Origin of the sequence: Capnocytophaga sp. oral taxon 903, from assembly GCF_013394785.1 — a bacterium.
GTDB classification, from domain to species: Bacteria; Bacteroidota; Bacteroidia; order Flavobacteriales; family Flavobacteriaceae; genus Capnocytophaga; species Capnocytophaga ochracea.
This window is the reverse complement of the sequence record NZ_JABXYW010000002.1, coordinates 488,881-513,322: the sequence shown is the minus strand read 5'-3', so window position 1 is coordinate 513,322 and position 24,442 is coordinate 488,881. Positions and strand designations below refer to the sequence as shown.

Sequence of the window (24,442 nt, the reverse complement as noted above, 5' to 3'; positions counted from 1 at the left end):
TAATAATTAAAAATTGAACAATTTCGCCCCAAAGATATGAATTAATTATCAATTATTCATCGTTCATTTCAAAAAACCTTATTGTGTGTTCTATTTGCTTCTTGAGGGTAGTTACTTCCTCTTCTGCCATAAAAGAGAGATATTCCTTAAATAAAGCTGAATGATGCTCAAATTGTTTCTTTTTCCACAGTGAAGTAGCCAAAATGAGTTCAATAGCCAATATTTCTTCTATATTCTTCACTACTTGCTCGCATTTAATAGCCGAACTGCCACCCATTCCTTTAATATCTATTGTTTTTTCAAATAAAATTGGACTCTCGATGCTCGCAGGAGTGGAAAGACGACGATTTTCGTTCAATATCCCTTCTATGATACGTTGGAAAATAGGATAATCTATTTCATTTTCTATCTCTTTACCGATATTAGAAAGCAAGTAGAACACGCGTCGCTCGCTGATATTGCCCAAGCTGGTGAGGGTAATCGCCAAAAAGTCCATTGCCAATGAGAGAGGCAGAGTATGTGAGTTACCTCCGAAGATAACTTCTTGAGTTTCGGGGAAGAGAATAGGATTATCGGTAACTGAGTTCATCTCAGTTTTAATTACCTTACGAATAGCCGCAATCGACTCTCGGACGGCTCCGTGTATTTGAGGGATAGAGCAAAAGGCTTCGGGCATAGAAGAGAAGGCTTGTGGGTGCTCAGAGAGGACACTGTCCATCAGAAGCATACGAAGGTGTTCGGCAGTTTCTACAAGTCCTTTGTGCGGACGTACCACTTGCATTGCTTCCGAGAATGCCGAGAGGTTGCCTCCAAATACTTGGGTAGAAACCGATGCTACAAAGTCTGCCCACTGAATAAGTTTGAGCGATTTGCTAAGGTTGTAGATGCCATAAGCGGTGGTGAGCTGGGTTCCATTTAGCAGGGCATCGGCTTCGCGTCCTTCTGACGATAGAGGTTGCCAACCGTATTTACCTTCTAACTCTTGAGCCGAATAAACTTTGTGCTGTATGCACACTTCGCCTTCACCAAATAGAGGCAAGGCAAGGTGTGCTAAGGCAATGCGTTCGTCGGGGATATCTTTGGAATAAACTACAGGGAAGACCCCTTGATTATAAAAGTCGATGAGACGTTGTACCAACGCTAATCGCACCCCACTATAGCCGTAGGAGAAGGATTGTATTTTTAGGAAAAGCATCAGCTTGACAATCTCGTTAGGAATGCGCTCACCTATGCCACAAGCATAATGGCGCAAGAGTGACATAGAGTCTACCGAGAGCTTGTTCAGAGCTTGGGGGTCTTTTTGGAGATAATCACTGAGAAAACGGTGACAAGTTTCAATATTAATTACCGCTTCTTCTGAGAGTTTCAGTTGTGTATCGCCTTCTATGATAGCTGTTAGTTGCTCAAGCAGAAGGACTTCGTTTGAAATGTAGTGTTCCATACGATTTACTTGTTAGTTTTTTAGTCGTTAGAAAAGTGATGCAAATAGAGGTATTCAACTTTGCCAAATTTTTTAATTGCCCGTCGTGCTACGACCTTTTTTCACGTTTCCTCAATACCGCATACAAGAAAACAAAAAACGCCAAGAAATACGCAATGCGAGCGATATAGTCGCCCATTTGAACGTAAAATGTGAGTTCGTCGTTTAAGGCGATGGTACCTTTCAAACTACCTCGGGTGTCGTAAGGAAGGGTTTTGAGTATGTCTCCCCTACCATTGATAAAAGCCGAAATACCTGTATTAGCACTGCGGGCTACGCTGCGACGGGTTTCAATCGCACGCAAGCGGGTATAACTGAGTAGCTGTTTGTAACCCTGCGTATCGCGCCACCACGCATCGTTGGTGAGAATTGCCAAGAAGTTAGCCCCTTTCTTAATATAACCTGTTACAAACTCACCATAGATAGTCTCATAGCAAATGATAGGTGCTGCCTTGCCCTCGGTGTCTACTCCTGCAAAGGCAGTGCGTTCAGGCTGGGTAGTTTTCAGGGCTACCGTACCGCCAAGGTTGATAAGGGTTTCGCCTAAAATAGGTTTTAACACCTGCTGATAAGGAAAATTCTCCACTGCTACCACCAGTTTGCTCTTGTGATACAGTGGTACTTCTGCATTGCGATTGAGTAAGAAAGCTGAATTGTAATCGTTGTACCAAAAACCATAGTTGGGTAAGTAGTTGCTTTGTGAGGTTGTCTGGGCTTTGTCTCTTACAAACTCAATCATAGAAGCTCCTGCTATCCAGTTTACATTAGGATAGTGACTGAGTAAAGTACGCAAAATAGATACTTCCCACGAAATAGGTAAATCTTGTAACTTAATGTTCTCAGCAAAAACCGTTTCGGGAGTGATGATAAAATTCACTTTTTCGTCTATATTTTCAATGGCAAGTCGTACCAAGAGCCTACCTACTTCTTGATTGGAAAGTGCGTATTTTTCTTGATAAGGATCAATATTAGGTTGTAAAACAATAACATCGACTGTTTTTTTGCCTGCTTCGCTATAATTGATGTATTGAAAATACGAAATTACCACAGGAACAGCAAAAAAGAGCATTGCCAATCCTACTTTTTGGGCGAGTATCTTGTGGTTTTTAGTTGTGAGGTAGTTTTCAACAGCTAAATACAAGATGGTATTCACTAACCACACCCATAGTGAGCCTCCAAAAGTACCCGTATATTCGTACCACTGTATCCACGTAACTTGTTCGGAAAAGACGTTGCCCAAATTGAGCCAAGGCCAAGAAACATCCCACGTGAGGTGGAATTTCTCAAAAGAGAGCCATATAGCTACTAAGAAAACGAGCGACACTTTGCGGTTCATACGTTTCGCTACGATATGATAGAGAAAGAAAGTGAGTGTCATTAAGAGAGTGTTTGCCAAAATAGCAAAAACTGCCCCTATTTGGGTAGAGTACCATATCCACCAGGTGGTGGGGATATTCCAAGTGAGAAAAGCCAAATAAGAGAGTGCAAACACCTTGCGTTTGGTATGTTGGTAATCACGCCTAATACGCGCTTCCATTAGTAAAAGAGGCACTAAGGCAATGAATATAAGAGCAGTAATGCCATAAGTTACCCACGCACAAGCGAGTAAAGCCCCTGAAAGTAGGGCGAGGAGTATGTTTTTCTTCATTATAGACACTTAATAATGTGGCAAAGATAAAAAACAATTGCGAATGATAAATGATAAATGATGAAAAAATGTTGTCACCAATTCAACTTTGGCAAAATGTCTCAAGCTCTTTTAAGCAAAAAAGCTTGAAGTCCACAAGACTTCAAGCTTTTCTCATATGAAAAGTAAAAAATATTTATTCTAAGGTGAAATCTACTGTGCTTTTAATGTCGCCAGAAGAGGTGCCTACTAAGGCTTTAAAAGTTCCTTTTTCGGCTACCCAAGCGTGTTGCTCAGGGTCGAAGAAGGAGAGGTCTTGCTTGGTGATGTGGAAGGTTACGGTTTTGGTTTCTCCTGCCTTCAAGAATACTTTCTCAAATCCTTTGAGCTCCTTGTACGGGCGTAATACAGAGGCTTCTTCGTCGTGCAAATAGAGTTGTACTACTTCGGCACCATCGCGTTTGCCGGTGTTCTGTACTGTTACCGAGAAGCTGATATCGCCGTTGGTGGTTTTCTTATTGACAGTGAGTTTGCCGTATTTGAAAGTGGTGTAAGAGAGTCCGTGACCGAAAGGGAATAGCGGTTTTACGCCTTTAGTATCGGCGTAGCGGTAGCCTACCAAAATGCCTTCATTGTAGGCAACCTCTTTGTCCCCTGGGTATTCACCTAAGGCTATGGCTGCATTGTCCTCCAAACGCACTGGGAAAGTGAAAGGCAATTTCCCCGAAGGGTTCACATCACCGAAGAGTACATCGGCGAGGGAGTTGCCTGCTTCGGAGCCTAAATACCAATCTTGTACGATAGCGGGCACACTTTTGACCCAAGGCATTGCCATTGCATTACCCGAAATAAGCACTACTGCTAAGTTTTTATTAGCTTTTGCCAAAGCCTCAATCACAGCATCTTGTCCGTAAGGCAAGCCGTATTGTTTGCGGTCGTTGCCTTCGCAATCCTGACCGTCGTGTTTGTTGAGTCCGCCTATAAAGATAACTACATCAGCTTGTTTAGCGGTTTTAACAGCTTCGGCAAGGAGTTCTTGTGCCGGACGTTTATCGGTGATGTCGTTAGCAGCAAGCCCGTCTTGGTCTTTGTAATCGTCGCTGGCATAGCCACGTGCATAGAGCACTTTGGCTGTATTGCCTACACGGTTTTTAATTCCGTCTAAGGGAAGTATCTCGTGAACGGCTTTCAGTGAGGAACTTCCTCCACCTACGGTCATCATTTTGATAGCATTCTCGCCTATTACGGCTATGGTTTTTGCCTTTTTAATGTCGATAGGCAATACATTTTTATCGTTTTTGAGTAGTACGATGCCTTCTTGCCCTATCTTGCGAGCTACGGCAAAGTGTTCTGGTGAAGCGAATGACCCAAAGGGTCGATTGGTCGCCATATTGGTGCGGAATACGAGTCGGAGGATATTGCGCACCTTTTCATTCACTACTTCTTCTTTTATTTCTCCTGATTTCAGTTTCTCAAGAAAAGGTTGAGCAAGGAAGTAATGGTCGTAAGCATTCGAGCGGTTTTCGACCATTCCATCAGTCCAAGTTCCAAATTCCATATCCAATCCGTGGAGAGCAGCGCCATCAGTGTTGTTCACTCCACCCCAATCGGATACTACGGCGCCGTCAAAACCCCATTCTTTGCGCAAGATGTCTTGCAATAGGTATTGGTTTTGGCAAGCCCATTGGTCTTTGTATTTGTTATAAGCTCCCATTATGCTCCACGCTTTTCCTTCTTGTACAGCAGCTTTGAAAGCAGGGAGGTAAATCTCATACAGGGCACGGTCGTCTACCTTTACATTCACGGTATGACGGTTGATTTCTTGATTGTTGAGGGCATAATGCTTCACACAAGCAGCCACACCATTGGCTTGCACGCCTTGTACATAAGGCACGACCATTTTGGATGCCAAATAAGGGTCTTCACCCATATACTCGAAATTGCGCCCGTTGAGAGGAATGCGGTAGATGTTCACCCCAGGGCCTAAGAGTACGTTTTTGTTGCGATAGCGGGCTTCTTCGCCTATAGCTTTCCCGTAGGCTTTGCTGAGAGCAGGATTCCACGTAGCAGCAAGGCAAGTGAGGGCGGGGAAAGCGGTACATTTATCATTTGTCCATCCTGCTTGAATCCACTCGTCCCAGAGTACTTCGGGGCGTATGCCGTGAGGGCCATCGGTCATCCAGTTTTCGGGGATACCCAAGCGGGGCACGCCAGGTGAACTGAACTTAGATTGAGCGTGGCACATAGCTACTTTTTCCTCTAAGGTCATTCGCGAGAGAGCATCGTCTATACGCTTCTCAATGGGTTGCGAAGTGTCTAAATAAACTGGCATTTGCTGGGCTGAGAGCGTACCTACGGCACAGCAAAGCAATAAAGTTTTTATATTTTTCATATTAGTCATTTTTAGTTGTTAGTGTTCTTAGAATTGAGCAAATAGAAATACTACCTATCAATAAAACAAATTTCATTTTTTTTAGAGATAATATTTTTGCGTTTTTTTCGTCAAAAACTCATTTTTAACATATTTTTTTCAGATTTTCATACCCTTTTTTAGCCAATTGATTTTCAGTTTAGTAACACCTTATCTTCGGTTTAGCTTCGCCTTACCTTCGCCTTAGGTTCGCTTTAGCTTCGTCCAAAGTGGCTGAAAAGTAAAACATAAAAAGTAATGTAATAAAATGATTATTAGTATTTTAGTTATTTAAGGTAAAAAATGAGTACCTCCTAAAAAAGTTTGTGTTTTTCTTGTCCTTTTAGCATACTTTAACATTTTTTCAGCAATATAAAAGTTCTATATCACCTAACATACGTCTCATACTTCATTTACAAATCTGCTTATTTGCTTATTTGTTAATCTATTCTCCTCTTATACTTTTGAGCAGAAGTGGTTTGAGAATGGCTGTCCAGAGCTTATAACCTTCGGCATTCATATGTAGGTTGTCTTCTTTAAAGATATCAGTGCGAAGATTACCCGCTTCATCGTACATTACTTTGGTAATATCTACATAAGTATAGCCTTGTGTTGTCGCGTTTTCTTCCAACAAAGCATTTACCAAGAGTTGGTCTTTCAGCTGGTCGGCTTTGTGTTGTGAGGGTTTTAGCGATACCACAATCAGAGGCGTATTAGGGTAGTCTTTTTTGAGCTTGTCGATAAATATACGGAACAGGTCAAAACACTTCACGGCATTTACACCTTCCTTATGATTGCCCAAATCGTTTTCCACGTATAGCAAAATGCTCTTAGGAGTATAGCCTTTGGCAATAGTGTTGTAATTGTAAATCATATCACGCAAAGTAGCCCCTCCATAAGAACGACGAATGAGTTTCAGTGGGGCGAAATCTTCATAGATAGTATCCCACAGATTGATAGATGAACTCCCCAGAAAGAGTACATCGCAAGAGAGGTCTTTTAAGCGTTTATTCTCCTTTTGATAACGATTGATATCGCCTTGATAACGGGTAATCCAAGAAGTTTCGTCGCGTTGTTCAAATGGAATAACGGTTTTGATAAGGGTTGTAGGGGTTGCGGTTTGCGCTTTGGCAAATGCTACAGAAGCAATTGCGAATAGTGACAATAATATTCTTTTCATTTGCGTAATTTAATTATTTTAAGCCCCCGTCCCCCGAAGGGGGACAATCCGTAGAAGAGGAGCTATTCTACTCTATTTGATTTGACTTTGAGAAAGTTTGTAATTTCTATTTATATTTTGGGTATCAAAAAGGATACCACGCTGTTAGCAGGCACTTCATAAGAGAAATAATGCTTGCCGGTGCTTAGGGTCAGATAGGTTGCTTCTTTCTTTTTATTCAGTAGCACACAAGCCAAAGAGCCATCGGGATTCTCGAATGCCGTACATTGCACATTGTCATCAGTGGTTTTCTCAACGCCTATACGGGTCGCACCCTGCTTGATGACCGCCGAAAGATGACTTATGACATAGTAGTGCGAATTGCGTTGCATCGTCTTATAATCGGATGTTTGGATATCGACCGCACCAAAACAAGTTTTGCAACCGCCTTCACGATTGGGAGCTCCGTGCTCGTCGAGCATTAAATTCCACACTATCACTGCCTTGCAATGATTGTTGAGAGTTTTGATACCAAGCTCTTGCATATCTTCGGTGAGACGGCGTTCAAGGTTGTGACCGTCGTTCCAAGTACCTATGGAAGTTTCGGTGAAAATGAGTTCTTTATTAGGATATTGGTTATGAATGTTGCTCAATTCGTTAGGATTCCCCCCGTAGTTATGGTAAGCAGCCCCCGCAACGTACTGAGAGGCATCGGCATCTTTATAGATATGCAAGGGGTATTGCTGTTGTGAAGGCTTATTATCGTAGTTGTAGTTATGGTCGAAGAGGTAGATTTTAACCTCAGCAAAGCCTTTGTCGCGCAGGGTTTTTCCTAAGGCGTTTTTGATAAAGGCTAGTTGCTCGTCCCATCCCATATACATAGAAGCCGAGTTGCCCCTGTTGAGAGGTTCATTTTGTATAGTGATAGCATTGACATTCAAGCCATTGTCTTTCATCGCTTGCAACCATTTGGCGAAGTACAACGCGTAATCCTGATAGTGAGCAGGGTTCAGCTGACCGCTTGTCCATTGGTTATGAGGTTGCAAATCGGTAAGGTTATTGACCTTCATCCAGCGGGGAGGTGTCCAAGGAGAGCCTATGATTTGCACTTTGGGGTTGATAGCGAGAATCTCTTTGAGTATAGGAATCACGTATTGCGTTTCCTCTTTGGTGAGGGCAAAATGCTCTATTCCCTTGGTATCGCAAAGGGTGTATTCACTTAGGGAAAAGTCGGAACAGCCAATAGAAACCCTCACATAACTTTGCCCAAAGCCTTCGGTTTCAGAGAAAGTTTGGGTGAGAAAGTTCTTTCTATCAGCAGAGGACATCTGCATCAAGTTATAGCAGGTAGAACCTGTAATGGCAGAGCCGAATCCATAGATACTTTGGAATTTTTCAGTAGGTTTTAGGGTGATACTATAAGATGCGTTAGGGTTTTTGATGAGCTTTAGGTCGGTTTGCTCTTTGTAGAATTCTTTTTGGCGATTGGCTGTAGTCAGCAATACGCTCACTTTTCCTACCGATGGCTCAACAACAGGGGGAGGAGTAGGTTCCTCCCCTGTATTGGATTTTTTCTGACAGCTGCAAGAAGCGATGCTCCAGAGTATTACAAGTAAAAAAGACGGGAATAATTTCATTAGTAACCAGGGTTTTGGGTGAGTTTTTTGTTGTTTTCTAATTCTGTTTGAGGTATAGGATAAAGCACTGTATTCTCATTGAGAGGGTAGGTTTGTTTTAGTCTACCAGTATCTCTTGCATTGAGAGAATTCATTGTTTCAATAGCTTTATCATTGCGCAACAAATCGAACCAACGGAAGCCCTCAAAAGCCAATTCAAGGCGACGTTCTTTAAGCACGGCTGCTTTCATTTGTTCTTGTGAAAGAGAGGAGGAAATAGCGGCAAGTCCTACCCTTGCGCGTACTTGATTTACTAAGGCAGCCGCCTGAGCGGTTTGACCTAAAGCAGCATAGGCTTCAGCTTTTAGCAAGAGGATATCGGCTAAACGCAACTTAATGATACTACTGCCTCCTGAACGTATTTTATACATAAAAGGATAGTGTTTAGAAGGGTAATAATTTTCCCAAGAGGGTTGCCCGTAAACGATAGCTTGGTTTTTGCGCACAGTATCGCCCTCAGCATCAAAAGCAGCTATGAGGTCGCGTGAAGGGGTTACCCATTTTGCCCAGTTGTAAGTGCTATTGGGGTTGGTGTAGTTTAAGCCGAAGAGCCCTGGTAACCACGTTTGTCCACCTTGAGAGTAGGTAATCTCAAAAATAGACTCAGCAGAATTACGCACTTTTACATCGGTTTTAGCATCATTGATTTGAAATAAATCGGCGTAATTGGGCAATAGAGAAAAACCATCGGCTTCTACGGCTGTGCAATACTGAATGGTTTTGTTGTAGTCGCGTATAGGTTTTTCGGCATATACGTGAGCTAAGAGCGCATTAGCAACCGCACGACTAAAAAAGAACTTATCGTTAGCCTTCACAGCAGGAGCATCGACGAGAGCCTCCTCGAGGTTGGTGCGAATGATGTTGTACACCTCGGCAACAGAAGTGCGTTCAGGAAAGAGCAATTTGTAGGTTTCTTCTACATTCTCAGAAGATATTTCAGGGACTTCAATAGGAGGAATAGGTACTGCTCCCCAAAAGCGCACCATATCAAATAAAAGCCACGATTTGAGTATTTTAGCTTCGGCTTTCCACTGTTTTCGTTCAGTTGTTGTAAGCGAGGCATCGGGTACTTTATCTACATTGGCAATTACTACATTGGCTAAGTTGATGCCTTCTAAGTATTTTTGCCAATCACGTTTGATATTTCCGTTAGATGCATCTTGGCTATTCTGTTCAATAGAAGTAATAGCAACACCAGAAGTACCTGCATAAGCGTTGTCGGCACGAGTTTCGGTATTTTGTAGGAAGTCTAACGTCCAGAACTCTTGTGCAGAACCTCGTACAAAAGCATAGATAGCATCGTAGCGGGTTTGCATTTGTGCTTTGGTTTCTATGGCAGAAGAGCTTTTGCCCTCGGCAGTTGTGTTTTTCTCGTTGAACTCCGAAATAGGGTCTTTATCTAAACTGCACGCCGTTAGCGTTGCTAACGAGAGTGCAAGGAATATGTATCTTTTCATTTTTGTACAGGTATTAAAAATCAATATTTAAGCCAAAGATAAAGGTTTTGGTTTGAGGATAAGTACCCCAATCAATACCCATCGTAGGACCTGAAAGCCCTTGGTTTACTTCGGGGTCAAAACCTTTGTAGTTAGTGAGTGTCCAAAGGTTTTGAGCGGTGAAATAAGGCTGTATCTTGCGGATACCGTATCTCAACAACTCGTCATTGGAGAGGTTATAAGCTAAAGTAAGCGTTTTGAGACGCAAATACGAACCATCTTCTACCCAACGCGAAGAAGCTTTGATGTTATCGGTACTTCTTACAGCACGAGGGATGTCGGTAATATCACCAGGTTTTCTCCAGCGGTTGAGTACCGCTGTTGATTGGTTTTTACCATCGTACATACCTTCAGTTTCTATACGAGAAGCGTTGTAGATATCATTACCATAAGAACCTTGGAAGAAAACACTCAAAGTAAAGTTCTTATAAGTGAAGTCATTGGTAAGCCCAAAGGTAAAATCAGGGTTAGGGTCGCCTATATAAGTTTTATCGGAAACTGAGATTTTACCATCGCCATTGAGGTCTTTGTATTTGATATCGCCTGTCTTAGGATCTACTCCTTCACTTATAAATCCCCAGAACTTGCCCAAAGGCTGCCCTTCGGTAATACGCACCACTTGTTCAGTAATAGCTTCGGAAGTGCTGGCGTAGTAATACACTTTTTGAAGGGTAAGTTTAGTTAGCTCATTGCGGTTGAACGAGATATTGAAATTAGTATTCCAAGTAAAATCTCCTGTGAGGTTACGCGTATCAAGCGCAAATTCAATCCCTTTATTGGTCATTTCGCCCTCATTGCGATAGATAGAGGGCACTGGTGAAGTAGCAGGAAGAGGCACATCCATTAGCAAATCGGTAGTCTTTTTAAGGTAAGCATCTACCGCTAAAGAGATACGGTTTTTGAAAAGTGAAAGGTCGAGCCCTATATTGCTTTGAGTGGTGGTTTCCCAAGTGAGGTTAGGGTTAGAGAATGAATTAGGGCGCAAGGTTACCATTGCATCACCTTTGCCAGCCTCCCACCAGTTTTGACGGGTGATAGAAAAGCGTTGCAAGTAGCCATAATCGGATATACCCGCTTGGTTACCTGTTTGCCCCCAGCCTCCACGCAATTTGAGTTCGCTAAGCCAATCTACTTCTTTCAAGAAGTTTTCTTGTGAAAGTCTCCACCCTACAGATACTGAAGGGAAGTAGCCCCAGCGTTTTCCTGGTGCTAATTTTGAAGAACCATCGGCACGGAAATTAGCTGTAAGAAGATATTTACTATCGTAGTTATAAGAAATACGACCTAAATAGGACATAATCGCCCATTCGGCAGCATTCGAACCACTACCTTGTTCTATCTTATTGGCAGCGTTGAGGGTTTTGATGTCGGGTGTAAGGAAGTGAGAGGCGTACAAATAGCTTTCGTTCCATTTAGATACCGTTCCTGAAGTACCTGCCAAAGCAGAAAGGTTGTGCTTGCCGAAACTCTTATCGAAGGTAAGCAAATTGTCGTAAGTCATCACAGTGTTGTTAGTACGAATATCGTCGGCAGTACCGAAGATCTTACGTCCATATTCGGTGAGTTTAGGGTCAGTCCAATGAGTTTGAGTGCGTCCTAAACGGTCGATACCTACTGTAGATTTGAACTTCAAGCTCGGCAAGAAAGTTACAATAGCCGATACACTTCCTACCAAGCGATTGCTCTTAGAGGTATTGTCAGCATTACGAGAGATATTCTCTACAGGGTGAGTGAGGTTTGCTCCATAGAAATTGTAGTAATACCAACCTTCTTCACCGGGTTTATCACTCCATATAGGGGCGTATTTAGGCGTATTGATTACCGAAAGCACTACCCCTGCACGGTTAGAACCTGTACCAGTGATAATTCCATTAGACGAGTAATCGGAATAGGATAGATTAGTTTCAAAAGTGAGCCATTTGCGCATTTTGGTTTCTAAGTTGAGGCGCACATTATAACGCTCGAAAAAAGAAGAGCGAATAACCCCTTCATCTTTAGAGTTCCCTGCTGAAATGTAATACTTGGTATTTTCAGTTGCATTTGAGATAGAAAGCTGTGTATTGCGGATAATACTCTTACGGAAGGTTTCATCAAACCAATCAGTTTTATCGGTAAGTCCTGAAGGAAGAGTAACAGCACCTGTTTCTTTCATCAGTTCGTTGTATTGAGCCGTATTTAAGGATTCTATGCGTTTGGCTACTTGCGAGATACCCACATAAGTATTAACAGATACTTTAGGCTCGTTGCGTTTTCCGTGTTTGGTAGTGATAAGCACTACGCCATTAGCAGCACGTGAACCGTAGATAGCTGCTGAGGAAGCGTCTTTAAGTACTTGCATATTCTCGATATCGGTAGGGGCAATCCCACTGATGTCTTGCACAGGGATACCATCAACCACATATAGAGGGTCGTTGGAAGCGCTGATAGAGGTGTTCCCGCGAATGCGCACTGCCAAGCCTGCGCCTGGAGCACCACTAGGTTGTACTACTTGGATACCCGCAGCACGCCCTTGAATAGCTTGAGCTGCTGAAGTTACAGGACGTTGGTCGAGGTCTTGGGTCTTTACTGAGGTGATAGCAGTGGTTACATCACCACGTTTTTGAGTACCATAGCCCACTACTACTATCTCATCGAGGTCTTGGGCAACTTCAGAAAGTTTAACATTGAGCTGTTCACCTGTTACTTTTAAATCGAGGGTTTTGTAGCCTACAGAAGAAAACTCTAAAACAGCTCCTCGAGCTACTTCAGTAAGTGTATACTTACCGTCGAAATCAGTAGCTACGCCTTTGTTAGTACCTTTTATTACTACAGAAACACCAGGAAGAGGTGCTCCTTTGTCATCGGTTACGGTACCTGTTACTCTGCTGTATTGTGCTTGGGCAAGTCCTATCACACCGAGCAACAGTACCACTGTTAGCATTAAATGTTCTTTGAGTACTTTCATAAAATAAAAACATTACGTTTGTTTAGTCGCTCCAAAAGTACAGCAAAAAAACACTTGTGCGCAATCGGGTATTAGAAAAGTACTGCTTTCAAAAAATATCGAATTGAATATTAGCTAATTGAATTGTGAAAAAGGCTTAAAAAAGTACTGAAATTTCACCTATTAATTACGTATTTTCTTCACTTTTTCTTCGAAAGTATCGCGTTCTCCTTTCGCTTTATTCCGTACTTTGGTGCGATAGTTGTACACTGTACGAAGAGAATAGCGCAAGAATTCGGCTATCTTATTACTATCGGTGATGCCTAAACGGATGAGGGCAAAAATACGCAATTCGGTATTCAGTAGTTCACCTTTTTTAGGGAAGATTTGCTCTCCTTCTTCTAAAAGAGCGTTGAAGTGGGTTACAAAATGCGGGTATATATTGAGGAAGATAGTATCAAAATTCTTGTAGAGAGCCTCTAATTCTTCTTCTACTACGGAGGTAGATTTTAGCACCTTGGTAAGGTCGTCAAACTGATGTTTAGAAGCCTTTTTGTAGAGTAGTTTCCGATAGTTCTCAATCTTATCAATATACGCTGAACAAAGGTTGAAGAAACGTGCAATGTACTCTTCTTTGATAAGGTTTGCCTCTTCGAGGTTGAGGTTTGCCTCTTCGAGGGTTTGGTTCATCTGTTGCAGGTCGGTGTTGAGCTTTTCGAGTTGCTGATTGTTATGTGAGAGCTCTCTACGCATTTTTATCAGTCGCTTAACTTGTTTGTACACATATACCAAAGCGATAATCAAGGCTACTGATAACACACTGATGAGTACCAAATACAGTTGTAATTCTTTCTTTTGTTTGGCTTCTTTCTCTTGATAGGCGGTGTTTATGATAGAATAGAAAGAGGCACCTTCTTCGGCGCGGTGTCGCACATTGCAGAAGGCAGCATCATCTATTGCCATTTTGATAAACTGATAGGCTTTGCTTATATTCCCTCGTTTGTAGTAAGTAAGCGCTAAGCTCTGCAAGGAAGCGTTATCTTTGATTGCATTTTTGATGTCGGCGATAGCAGAAAGGGCAAAATAGTACTCTTGAAGGTCGTCATTTCCTTTTTCTCGTTCTACAAGACCTAAATAATAAGCTATTATAGCACGTTCAGGTTCCTCTTCGGTAGTTTGAGGCAATAGTTGCTGAAACTGTTGCATAGCACGGTTTTTGTCTCCTGTAAAGAACTCATCGATAGCACTGTTTACTTTAAAAGTAAGCGACTGTTTGTCTATGCACAATAATAAGGAATCGCGGTAGCGGTTGGAGGCACTTAAATAAGCACTATTGTTGATACTTTGCCCATAATGACTGCACAAGGCATAACACGAATCGTAATATTCACACAGAGATTTCTTGGGTAATCTGTGTTTATCGATAGCTTTTAGTAGTTGCAACGCTTCTACGTACATTCCTTTTACCGAGTAGAGTTTAGAAAGTAAAATATGGGTTTCGTCTTGCTTTTCAGCATCGTTTAAAGCTATTGCTATTTGTTCGTTTTTCAGCAAATAGGCTACTGCCGAATCGACCTTAAATTTTCGGTATTCGGTATACAATTGTTTGTGCAGGTCGTATTTTTCTGTTGGTTGAGAGGCTTTTTTAAGAGCCTTTTTCAAAGAAGTAATACGCTGTTCTTTGGCTTGTATATAAGTGGCACTCTGCTCAATGGTTTGGTTGAGCCGGTGGAGTACAGCTTCTTTACTCTCTTGTGCCACCGCTACATTCCTACCCAACAACAATATGACAAAGAGTGTGATATAGTTTTTCATAAGGTTTGCTTTTTTATTTTGCTTAATCAACTTTGCCAAAGGTCGTAGCATGACGAGGAATTAAAAACTTTGGCAAAGTGTAGCGACGCAAAAGCGACTTGATTATTTTCTTACCTCTTATCTCTTACCTAATTAAAATTCTAATTCTGTTTGGGTGCCGTCGCTATCATTTTCAGACGAAGGAGGTACGATTTCTTCATCGCCGAGGTCTTCTACGGGTTCCTCTTCTTGAGGTTCTTCGTAGGGGAGAGATTCAAGCGTGTTGACAGTTTTCACCTTGTCGGTGGTGAGCTGGTTGCCCAAGGCTTTGATGCCTTTTACACTGATGAACTCTTCTAAATTCACCGTGAGGTTCTCTTTCTCCTTGCCTTTTTCTTTGGTGAAGACCACCTCAGCCATAGGTCGCCAATCGGCAGAGACAAAGAGCAATTGCGATTTAGGATGTTCGGTAATGACTAACTCTTCGCGGTTTTCGTTCTCTACCACAAAGCGTTTTACAAACACGCGTTCTTTTTCGCCATCGTAGTAAATTACTGAAATAGGTTTCTCGGGCACCCATTTCTCCATTACGGCGATATTGTTCTCGAAATGCAGACTCAATTCGGGGATAATGGTCTTCACGACGCCCTCTTTGGTAATGAGAAGCATACGGTCATCGCCTTTGAAAGCCCCGAGTAGCGTGCCACGTTCTTCGGTGTTGAGGCGTTTTACAATATCGTCGAACCATATCTTGCGCGGTTTGAGGGTTGATACGCCTTTTTCTTTTAGCTCGATGCGCTTGATAGCGTATTTGCTCACGAGGTTTCCTTTCACGCCACGCCCTTTGATGAGGGTATCGGCAAAATCGATATCCCATCGCAGTTTGCGCAAAGTGCCTAACTGACGCAAGTTCACGGTTACCACTTCGGCTTCACCATTAGGGTTGGCTGTGAAATAGAGCACACGCGACTCTTTGTGTTGAGGAATGAGCTCGTATTTCTTATCGCGGGTAATACCCGTAACGTTGAAGCGCTTGATATAAGAGAAGCCCGTTTGTCCGTCCTTATAAATCATATTGTACACAGTGCGCTTGTCGTCTTTCTTAAAGACCGCTACGTGTATGATGTTTTTCTCTATATATTGTTTCTCAGCTACTTTGGTAACGTACATTGCACCGCTTTCGGTAAATACAATCACATCGTCGATATCACTGCAATCACCTACATACTCGTCTTTGCGCAAGCCTGTACCTATAAAACCTTCTGCTTTGTTCACATAGAGTTTGGTATTACGCACCACTACTTTGGTCGCCTCGATGGTATCGAATACGCGCATTTCGGTTTTCCGTTCGCGCCCCTTACCATAAGTCTTTTTGAGTCGTTCGAAATGGGAAATCGCATAATCGATAAGGTTTGCGAGGTGGTTTTTCACTTCCTCGATATCGGCTTCTATTTTGAGGATATTTTCATCAGCCTTATAAGAGTCGAAGCGGGTGATACGAATCATTGGTATTTGAGTGAGTTTAGCCAAATCGTCATCGGTAATCTCACGGATCAAATCTTTTTTGAAAGGTTCAAAACGCTGGTACAAGTACTCGTACAAACTCTCTCTATCGGTGTAGTTCTTGAAGTCGATATACATCTCTTCTCTGATGAAAATCTTTTCGAGCGAGGCACTGTGCCATTGCATTTCGAGTTCAGAAAGTTCAATTTCGAGCTCTTGTTTTAGCAGACTTACTGTGCGGTCGGTACTGCGGCGCAACACTTCTGAAACGGTGAGGAAATGCGGTTTGTTGTCCTCAATCACACAAGTAATGGGCGAAATAGCCGTTTCGCAGGCAGTGAAGGCGTAGAGTGCATCGATAGTCTTATCGGGCGACGTGCCGTTGGGCAAGTGCACTAATATCTCTACATTGGCAGCTGTGTTATCGTCTACCTTTTTGATTTTTATCTTGCCTTTTTCGTTGGCTTTTAGTATAGAGTCGATGAGCGAGGTAGTGGTGGTAGTAAACGGAATTTCGGTGATGCAAAGCGTACTCTTGTCGAGTTGCGAAATCTTAGCACGCACCCGCACACGTCCGCCTCTTGCCCCATCGTTATAGCCACTTACGTCCATAATACCCGCAGTAGGGAAATCGGGGTATAATTCAAAAGGTTTATTTTTGAGGTAAGCAATGGAAGCCTCGATAAGCTCGATGAAGTTGTGGGGCAATATCTTAGTAGAAAGACCCACGGCTATCCCCTCGGTGCCTTGTGCCAAGAGGAGCGGGAACTTCACCGGCAAACTGATAGGCTCTTTCTTACGACCGTCATAGCTGGATTGCCATTCGGTTACCTTAGGGCTAAACACCACATCGAGGGCGAACTTAGAAAGGCGTGCCTCGATATAACGAGGGGCTGCGGCATCATCACCTGTGAGGATATTCCCCCAGTTACCTTGCGTATCGATGAGCAAGTCCTTCTGACCGATTTGCACAATAGCATCGCCTATACTCGCATCGCCGTGAGGGTGATACTGCATTGTATTCCCCACCACGTTAGCCACCTTGTTGTAACGACCATCGTCTAATTCTTTAAGCGAGTGCATAATACGGCGTTGTACGGGCTTAAAGCCATCTTCGATTGCTGGTACAGCGCGTTCGAGGATTACGTACGAAGCATAATCCAAGAACCAATCTTGGTACATACCCGTGATTTTAATGATGCTATCTCCTTGATGAGTAGTGTTTTGAGGTGTATTGTCTTCCATCGGAACAGATTCTTTTTAAAATGCAAAAATAGAAAATAATTAGCAAATGACAAAAAATAGGTTTTAGGTAAAAGGTAAAAGGTAAAAGGTAAAAAAAGAAATGACGAGTGACGAATGACGAGTGACGAATGACGAATGACGAATGACGAATGACGAAGGTAAAGCGGAGGGGATTTCAACTTTGGCAAAGTATGTAGCGATGGAAAGACAAAGGTAAGGCGAACGATGAGTGGCTCTACAGTGGGTCTACAACGAACAAAAGACGAAGGAATGATGAACAGAAAACGAACCTACGATGAAGGTAAGGCGAATTTAAGATAGAGATAGAAAGAAGGTTATTAGTGGACTTCAACTTTGGCAATGTTTGAAACTTTGGCAAAGTTTACACAAAAGACGGTGCAAGCCGCACGAACAGATGAAGAATAAACGAAAGAAAAAGGGAAATAGAAGGGAGAATAAAAGAAAAAGTATTGATATTACATCGCTCCAAAAAAGATAGATACTTTTTTGGAGCGAATATCATTATTGATTGTTAAAGCGCTATTTTCTGTTTTTAATATTGTGGAGCATTGTTTTGAGTCTGGAGAGCTCTTCGGGATGGTCTTTTGCTACATTGTAGAGCTCCATTATGTCTTCTTTAAGGTCGTACAATCGGAGCTCAGGATAGTTGCCCAGATGTGTGCGAGTGAGGAGTTGATAAGAAGGGTTATCGCTGGGGACTACATATTTCCAACGACCATCGGTGATGGAGAGCGCTCCCCCAGAGGCTATTACATAAGGGCGACCTTTCTTGTCCTTGCCTAAGAAGGCTTTGAGGTAATCTTCGCTATCGGTGGCTGCTCCTGCGGGTATCTCAGCACCAATAAATTTACTCAAAGAGGCAAAGAGGTCGATATGTGAAAGCAAAGCGTCGGAAGTACCTTTTTTCACTATCTTAGGATAGCGTAAGATAAAGGGCACACGCGTACCCGCTTCGTAATTGCTGTACTTGCCTCCGTGGTTGTGAAAAGCTCCCCACGGACGATGTTTGCCTAAGAGTTCTTCGGCTTGATCTTGATAACCATCGTCTATCACAGGACCATTGTCGCTGGTGATGATGATGAGCGTATTATCGTATAGCTTATTAGCTTTGAGGGCTTTTACGATTTCACCCACAGTCCAGTCGAATTGGAGAATTGCATCACCGCGATAACCCATACCACTTTTGCCTACAAAACGCGGATTGGGGTAGCGAGGTACGTGTATATCATTAGTACCCACATAGAGAAAGAAAGGTTGAGATTTGTGATTTTCGATGTATTTTACTGTTTTGGCTACAATGGTATCGGCGAGATGTTCGTCCGTCCAGAGCGCTTTGCCACCTCCTTTCATATAGCCGATACGCGAAATGCCGTTCACTATGGCTTGGTCGTGACCGTGGTGTAAGGAAGGTTTGAGCTTAGTGAGCAGTTCGGGGTTGTTCTTACCCGTAGGTTCACCTTCAAAAGGCTTGCTATAGCTCACTTCGATGGGTGCTGAGGGGTCGTAATTGGCTACGCGTTGGTTTTCTATCCACACGCAAGGCACACGGTCGGCTGTGGCAGCCATTATGCAGGAATATTCGAAGCCTATATCGGAAGGTCCAGGGGTGATAAAGCCGTTCCAATCCTGTTTACCACGTTCGCCTCCTAAGCCCAAGTGCCATTTGCCAATAGCGCCAGTAGTATAGCCTGCTGCTTTGAACACATCGGCAATGGTGGTTTGCTCAGGACGAATGACCATAGCAGCATCACCAGGAGCAATACCAGTGTCATTGCGTCGCCAATTGTACAATCCCGTGAAGAGTGAATAGCGCGAAGGTGTGCAAGTGGCAGCGGTGGAATGTACGTTCGTAAAGACCATTCCTTGTTTGGCGAGTGAAGCTACCTGCGGGGTATGAATTGTCTTTTCGCCATAGCAACTTAGGTCGCCATAGCCTAAATCATCGGCTACAATGATGATGACATTAGGTTTTTGAGCATAAGTAGCGAAAATAAAGCTATAAAGGAGAAAAAAGATACAATGTTTCATAATTATAGGGTAGTGGTTTTTGTAAAATAAAAATACCTTGCAAAAGTACGAAAATAATTATACTTCCCAAAATATAATTATACCTATATAAAGAAAATCTATCATTAAAGTATCTCAACCAATTAGATTTTATAGTACTTTTGCTAAAAATTTAAAAAGAAAATACTATGTTTACATTACCTAAATTACCGTATGCTTACAATGCGCTTGAACCTTACATCGATGCGCGTACAATGGAAATACACTATACTAAGCACCACAACGCTTATACTACGAACCTGAATACGGCTTTGGCTCCAGCAGGGGTAGAAGGCAAAACTATTGAGGAAATTCTTACCTCACTTGATATGGACAATGCTGCTCTTCGCAATAACGCTGGTGGTTTTTACAATCACAATCTTTTTTGGGAAGTGATGAGTCCTAATGGCGGAGGTAAACCTACGGGAGAATTGGCTAAAGCAATTGATGAGGCTTTTGGAAGTTTTGAAGCTTTTAAAGAAGCTTTTAGCAAGGCTGCGGCTACTCGTTTCGGTTCTGGTTGGGCGTGGCTTTGTGTACACAAAGGAGGTAAGCTTGAGATTTGCTCTACTGCAAACCAAGATAACCCGCTAATGCCTAACACTGGTTGTGGTGGTTTTCCTATCTTGGGATTAGATGTGTGGGAACACGCTTATTACTTGCACTATCAGAACCGTCGTCCTGATTATATTGAGGCGTTTTTTAACGTGATTAATTGGGAGAAAGTTGCCGAGCTTTACAACGCTCATAAATAGGTCGTAGCAGTCGTAGCAGTCGTAGCACGACAGGCATTTTAAATGCTAATGACTTATATGAATAACAAGCAAATATGAAAAAAGCCGTATGAGAATTTCTCACACGGCTTTTCATTGTATTATATAAATTTCTATTTGCTAAGTTTTGTTTTAGTAATTTTAGCGGCTAAGATTACTGCATTTTTAGCATTTACAATAGTACCTGTAGTAGAAAGGTCGGCGAAGTTCATTTCTTTGCGTTTTTTACCTTCATCATCTTCACCTACGAGTACTTTCATATCTACTTTTACACCAGACTCCATAATGATTTTCTTCACTTCGGCAGCACTGAGACTTGGGAAGTAAGAGCGCAACAAGGCTGCAACTCCGGCAACTATAGGAGAAGCCATTGAGGTTCCTTGCAAGAACTCGTATTTATTCTCAGGAGTGGTAGAATAGATTTTTACCCCAGGGGCAAATACATCGACATTGCGTTTACCATAGTTTGAGAAAGAGGCTACTAAATTCTTGTTATATTCATAGTTTAAAGCCCCTACGGTAAGGAAGTTATCAGAGATTTCTTTCTTGTTTACTTCGTCGTTAGGATAAGTATCTTTCACGTCGATATCTTGAGAGTCGTTACCCGCAGCGTTCACGATAAGAACATCTTTAGAAGCTGCGTATTTGATAGCGTCATACACCCATTCTTTGTGAGGAGAAAATGCTTTACCAAAGCTAGTGTTTATTACTTTGGCTCCGTTATCTACTGCATAACGCAAAGCAAGGGCGACATCTTTGTCGTACTCATCACCATCGGGGACAGCGCGTACTGCCATAATGAGCACATTATCGGCAACCCCATTTATACCGATTCCGTTATTGCGTTCAGCTCCAATAATACCTGCCACGTGTGTGCCGTGTAGGGCATCTTTGATATTAGGACCTATTACGTTATTATTGCCGTAATACTTTTTGGTAAAGTCGTTTTCATTATCTTTTAAGATAGTTTTACGAGGCGAAAAATCGGGGTTGAGGTGATATTTCAGTTTTGTATCGAAATACTCAATAGCGTCGTTGAGTTCTTTTTTGATATCACCAGAATTAGAGGCGCCTGCTAATAGCTGTTTCATAAACTGAATCATCTCGGTAGTAGGGGCATCGAAAGTTTTGCCTTTGGTAGCAGCATCGATGTCCTCAGAGGTATACACTTCTTTACCTGTGATTTTACGCAAGTTGTTATCGGCAAATTCAGTTATTTGGATAAGTTGCTCATAATAGCCTTTGCGCTTTTTAGTCTCAGCAGTTTCTTTATCGAATTCTTTTTTAGCATTGGCATAATCAGGATTTTTCTTATCCTTAGTTTTGTAAATACGAGTCATCTCGGTATTTTCTTGAGCGATATTACCGAGGAAGTTCCAGCCGTGTACGTCGTCTACATAACCGTTTTTGTCGTCGTCAATTCCGTTGTCAGGAATTTCTTTAGTGTTTACCCACACTACGTTTTTAAGGTCTTCGTGGTTGATATCCACACCGGAATCTACCACTGCTACGATTACTTTTTTAGGGGTAAGACCTTTGAGTAGGGCATAGGCTTCTTGCAAGTTCAGTCCAGGGAAGTTTTGTTTAAAACCTTCGTGAGGCCAACCTTTGAGGGTAGCATCATTGTAAGTTTTCTGAGCTAAAGGTGTTGCGGGAGCTTTGTCCATATCGGCACTAACTTTAGTAGCCCGACAGCCCACAAATAGGAAAGTTGCTAAGGCAACCCAGATAAATGATTTTTTCATTCTATTAGTTAATTACGTATTTAAATTCTATAGATTTTCATCTTATAACAAAAACCGTGCAAAAGTACGAAATAATTGCGAATTACAAATTACGAATGACAAAAAAATTACATTAATCTCTTTTTACTTCCTTACCTTTGGGTACAAATAGAGTGATTTGCAGGCGTTGTGCGCGATAGAAATCTCCTTTTGCTATTTGATAGGTTTCAGGGATAGTGATTTGGTTATCTTTCACTCGTAAGGTATAATGGATATTTTTAGTATACTGTTCGGCTTGACCTATGTTCCTGCCTCTTGAATGGGTAGAAACTTCAATATAGGGCTGTGCGTCTTTGGGTAATTCATTAACATTGAAATTGCAATCGGCAACCACAAGACTATCGTTTTTGATACCCATAAGACTCATCTTGTGAGTATAGTTACGGTGTACTACCAAAGTATCGGAAGTGGTAACAACGGGTATTTTTTCTTGTATAACGGTTTCGGAGGTAAAGTCTCTTAAAACAGTTCCTAAGACTGTGAAACCTCCTATGATACCTACGGTTAAGCTCAACACATTGAACACTATCCAGCTTTTGGGCGTATGAAAATCCTTTACAAAAAGTTTGAAGCAAAGCAGTAAAATAACTGAAACAGGAAACAAGAGTAATAATACTGCTGAAAGGTACAACAAAGAGCGTTGCCAAGTTGCCGTCACTATAAAAGGGAGAAAATCGTTAAGAGCAAGCAGACTAATGCTTCCGAATACGGTTATACCAAATAAGGAGAGCACTATGGCTACTAAGGATATAAACAATGGCAATAGTAATAGAATTGCGATAAAGTAGAGTATTACTTTCAGTAAGATAGGGAAGCCATTCCTTTGAGGTTTTAGGGTTTCTTTACCCGTAAAAGAGAAGTTGGAAAGGGTATCGATGGTTACGGCTTCACCTTTCATTTCTAACTTCTGAGCGGCTGTGCGTGCGGGAGGTACCACAGCCCAAAACGCAATATACAAAAGCAACAGAGCAGAGGTAAAAAAGTGAAGAATGAAGATATTTACCAGTAAGACTAATAGAAAGAAGATGCGTACCCAAGTAACGTCGTATTGAAGGTAATGGGCTATGCCTGAGAGTACGCCACCGATTTTCTTATCATCGATATCGCGGTATAACTTTCGCCCTTTCAAAGAAGAAAAGGTAAATTTGGTTTCAGCAGAAGAGGTTTCTTCACTCTCAACGTATTGTTCGGGACGGCCTAATACTTCTATAAGATATTGCACGTCTTGACCGATTACTACTTCGCGCTCTTTAAGACGAACTTTGAGTAGTTCAGCCATACGTTGCTCTACATCGTAGAGAATTTCTTCTCTATCGGTATTTTGGTTCAAATGATTACGCACCTCATTGAGATAGTTATTGAGGGCATTGTAGGCGGTCTCTTCGATGATAAAAGAAAAACCACCCAAACTGATGTTTTTTATTTTGTCCATAATTTAAATAATTTTATCAATCATTGTTTGTAAATCACGCCAGGCTTTTACGGTTTCGTTTAAGAAGCGTCTGCCTGATTCGGTTAGTATGTAGTATTTACGAGGAGGACCCGAAGTAGATTCTTTCCATTGATAGGTAAGTAGCCCGCTGTTTTTCAATCGGGTAAGCAAAGGGTATAACGTTCCTTCGACCACTATCATATCAGCTGTTTTGAGCGCCTCAATCAGGTCGGAAACATAAGCTTCTTTGTTTTTGTCAATAATGGAAAGAATACACATTTCTAAGATGCCTTTGCGCATTTGTGTTCTTGTTTTTTCGACATTAAATTCTTCCATAGTTTTGATGTTTTTAAATTCGGGGCAAAGATACGACAAAAATAAGTATTATGCAATGCATAGTACCAGAAATAATCAATATTTTTGTATTAGAAATACTTAAGTCGCTGATTTATTGATAGAAAGAAAAGGTAAGAAAAAGATATATTTTTTTGGTGGTAGAGATGTATTTTGGGTATGGGGAGCTTATAGAGAGCTTATAGGAAGCTTGGACGATTGGTATAGGAAGAGTGTATAATGCACTATGTATGAGAGAGGTAGAGAGTGAAGAAAAACGACATTAAAAATAAGTTTAGTAGGGCGATAAAAGGTAAAAAGCTAAAAAAGGAATTGCTTTTGAAGAAAGTGTAATAAAAAATTGCCAAAGGTGTGAGCCGCATAGGCGGTTAACATCTTTGGCAAAGTTATGATTATTTGTAATTAAATTAGGCTTGTCCGGTTACACCAAAGAGAGGAATGGCGTGACGGTCGTCGCTATTGGTGATAGTGCCATTGGCTTGTTCAAACTTCTGGATATTATCATCTAAGGCGAATAGCAGGCGTTTGGCGTGCTCAGGGGTAAGGATAATGCGACTGCGCACCTTCCCTTTGGGCATCCCTGGCATTACACTCACAAAATCGACTACAAACTCGGTAGACGAGTGGTTGATAATTGCTAAGTTAGAGTATACTCCCTTGGCAACCTTGTCGTCGAGCTCAATGCTCAACTGTCCTTCTTTTTCTTCTACTTCGTCCAT

At 42.0% G+C, this 24,442-nt stretch carries 15 protein-coding genes; 1 reads left to right on the top strand and 14 read right to left on the bottom strand.

The features are described from left to right. Positions 1-52: 52 nt before the first annotated feature. The 10 genes from HW279_RS02070 to HW279_RS02025 all read right to left on the bottom strand — a co-directional run bounded on the left by HW279_RS02070 (position 53) and on the right by HW279_RS02025 (position 19,362). Positions 53-1,441 (bottom strand): aromatic amino acid ammonia-lyase, encoded by a 1,389-nt coding sequence (locus HW279_RS02070; RefSeq protein WP_178957775.1) that lies wholly within the window; start codon positions 1,439-1,441, stop codon positions 53-55. Positions 1,442-1,529: 88 nt separating this feature from the next. Next, positions 1,530-3,128 carry an apolipoprotein N-acyltransferase gene (gene lnt, locus HW279_RS02065; RefSeq protein WP_178957774.1) on the bottom strand — a complete coding sequence of 533 codons (1,599 nt, stop codon included), beginning with the start codon at positions 3,126-3,128 and terminating at the stop codon, positions 1,530-1,532. 175 nt (positions 3,129-3,303) lie between these two features. Continuing rightward, positions 3,304-5,508, bottom strand: a complete 2,205-nt coding sequence (locus HW279_RS02060; protein WP_178957773.1) for a glycoside hydrolase family 3 C-terminal domain-containing protein — start codon at positions 5,506-5,508, stop codon at positions 3,304-3,306. A 454-nt stretch (positions 5,509-5,962) separates the two neighbouring features. After that, positions 5,963-6,697, bottom strand: a complete 735-nt coding sequence (locus tag HW279_RS02055; RefSeq protein WP_178957772.1) for a GDSL-type esterase/lipase family protein — start codon at positions 6,695-6,697, stop codon at positions 5,963-5,965. A gap of 110 nt (positions 6,698-6,807) precedes the next feature. Continuing rightward, positions 6,808-8,313, bottom strand: a complete 1,506-nt coding sequence (locus HW279_RS02050; protein WP_178957771.1) for a glycoside hydrolase family 30 protein — start codon at positions 8,311-8,313, stop codon at positions 6,808-6,810. Next, positions 8,313-9,809 (bottom strand): RagB/SusD family nutrient uptake outer membrane protein, encoded by a 1,497-nt coding sequence (locus HW279_RS02045; protein ID WP_178957770.1) that lies wholly within the window; start codon positions 9,807-9,809, stop codon positions 8,313-8,315. Before HW279_RS02045 ends, HW279_RS02050 begins: the two co-directional genes overlap by 1 nt. Before the next feature lie 13 nt (positions 9,810-9,822). Continuing rightward, the gene (locus tag HW279_RS02040; RefSeq protein ID WP_178957769.1) at positions 9,823-12,792 is read right to left on the bottom strand and encodes a SusC/RagA family TonB-linked outer membrane protein; all 2,970 of its coding nucleotides are present in this window, start codon (positions 12,790-12,792) and stop codon (positions 9,823-9,825) included. 162 nt (positions 12,793-12,954) lie between these two features. Then, positions 12,955-14,586, bottom strand: a complete 1,632-nt coding sequence (locus HW279_RS02035; RefSeq protein WP_178957768.1) for a DUF6377 domain-containing protein — start codon at positions 14,584-14,586, stop codon at positions 12,955-12,957. 132 nt (positions 14,587-14,718) lie between these two features. Continuing rightward, positions 14,719-17,313 carry a DNA gyrase/topoisomerase IV subunit A gene (locus tag HW279_RS02030; protein ID WP_178957767.1) on the bottom strand — a complete coding sequence of 865 codons (2,595 nt, stop codon included), beginning with the start codon at positions 17,311-17,313 and terminating at the stop codon, positions 14,719-14,721. Between the two features lie 540 nt (positions 17,314-17,853). Then, positions 17,854-19,362, bottom strand: a complete 1,509-nt coding sequence (locus tag HW279_RS02025) for a sulfatase-like hydrolase/transferase (RefSeq protein ID WP_218975865.1) — start codon at positions 19,360-19,362, stop codon at positions 17,854-17,856. A gap of 167 nt (positions 19,363-19,529) precedes the next feature. Here HW279_RS02025 and HW279_RS02020 point away from each other — a divergent pair, with 167 nt between their 5' ends. Further along, on the top strand, positions 19,530-20,135 hold the full coding sequence (locus HW279_RS02020; RefSeq protein WP_178957766.1) for a superoxide dismutase: 606 nt from the start codon (positions 19,530-19,532) through the stop codon (positions 20,133-20,135). Positions 20,136-20,266: 131 nt separating this feature from the next. Here HW279_RS02020 and HW279_RS02015 read toward each other — a convergent pair whose 3' ends face one another. From HW279_RS02015 to HW279_RS02000, 4 genes are all read right to left on the bottom strand, one after another. Then, positions 20,267-21,898 carry a S8 family peptidase gene (locus HW279_RS02015; RefSeq protein WP_178957765.1) on the bottom strand — a complete coding sequence of 544 codons (1,632 nt, stop codon included), beginning with the start codon at positions 21,896-21,898 and terminating at the stop codon, positions 20,267-20,269. 112 nt (positions 21,899-22,010) lie between these two features. Next, complete coding sequence (locus HW279_RS02010) at positions 22,011-23,369, bottom strand: PspC domain-containing protein (protein ID WP_178957764.1); 1,359 nt, start codon at positions 23,367-23,369, stop codon at positions 22,011-22,013. A gap of 3 nt (positions 23,370-23,372) precedes the next feature. Then, positions 23,373-23,705: a PadR family transcriptional regulator gene (locus HW279_RS02005; protein WP_002673691.1), complete on the bottom strand. Its 333-nt coding sequence runs from the start codon at positions 23,703-23,705 to the stop codon at positions 23,373-23,375. A gap of 425 nt (positions 23,706-24,130) precedes the next feature. Continuing rightward, entirely contained in the window at positions 24,131-24,442 is a 312-nt protein-coding gene (locus tag HW279_RS02000; protein ID WP_009418481.1) for a DUF3467 domain-containing protein, read from the bottom strand.

What these genes read in the sequence shown, in the direction of transcription:
- lnt (WP_178957774.1), bottom strand. Translation starts at nt 3,128, where the DNA reads ATGAAGAAAAACATACTCCTCGCCCTACTTTCAGGGGCTTTACTCGCT.
- HW279_RS02000 (WP_009418481.1), bottom strand. Translation starts at nt 24,442, where the DNA reads ATGGACGAAGTAGAAGAAAAAGAAGGACAGTTGAGCATTGAGCTCGAC.
- HW279_RS02060 (WP_178957773.1), bottom strand. Translation starts at nt 5,508, where the DNA reads ATGACTAATATGAAAAATATAAAAACTTTATTGCTTTGCTGTGCCGTA.
- HW279_RS02055 (WP_178957772.1), bottom strand. Translation starts at nt 6,697, where the DNA reads ATGAAAAGAATATTATTGTCACTATTCGCAATTGCTTCTGTAGCATTT.
- HW279_RS02005 (WP_002673691.1), bottom strand. Translation starts at nt 23,705, where the DNA reads ATGGAAGAATTTAATGTCGAAAAAACAAGAACACAAATGCGCAAAGGC.
- HW279_RS02030 (WP_178957767.1), bottom strand. Translation starts at nt 17,313, where the DNA reads ATGGAAGACAATACACCTCAAAACACTACTCATCAAGGAGATAGCATC.
- HW279_RS02025 (WP_218975865.1), bottom strand. Translation starts at nt 19,362, where the DNA reads ATGAAACATTGTATCTTTTTTCTCCTTTATAGCTTTATTTTCGCTACT.
- HW279_RS02070 (WP_178957775.1), bottom strand. Translation starts at nt 1,441, where the DNA reads ATGGAACACTACATTTCAAACGAAGTCCTTCTGCTTGAGCAACTAACA.
- HW279_RS02035 (WP_178957768.1), bottom strand. Translation starts at nt 14,586, where the DNA reads ATGAAAAACTATATCACACTCTTTGTCATATTGTTGTTGGGTAGGAAT.
- HW279_RS02040 (WP_178957769.1), bottom strand. Translation starts at nt 12,792, where the DNA reads ATGAAAGTACTCAAAGAACATTTAATGCTAACAGTGGTACTGTTGCTC.
- HW279_RS02010 (WP_178957764.1), bottom strand. Translation starts at nt 23,369, where the DNA reads ATGGACAAAATAAAAAACATCAGTTTGGGTGGTTTTTCTTTTATCATC.
- HW279_RS02045 (WP_178957770.1), bottom strand. Translation starts at nt 9,809, where the DNA reads ATGAAAAGATACATATTCCTTGCACTCTCGTTAGCAACGCTAACGGCG.
- HW279_RS02050 (WP_178957771.1), bottom strand. Translation starts at nt 8,313, where the DNA reads ATGAAATTATTCCCGTCTTTTTTACTTGTAATACTCTGGAGCATCGCT.
- HW279_RS02015 (WP_178957765.1), bottom strand. Translation starts at nt 21,898, where the DNA reads ATGAAAAAATCATTTATCTGGGTTGCCTTAGCAACTTTCCTATTTGTG.
- HW279_RS02020 (WP_178957766.1), top strand. Translation starts at nt 19,530, where the DNA reads ATGTTTACATTACCTAAATTACCGTATGCTTACAATGCGCTTGAACCT.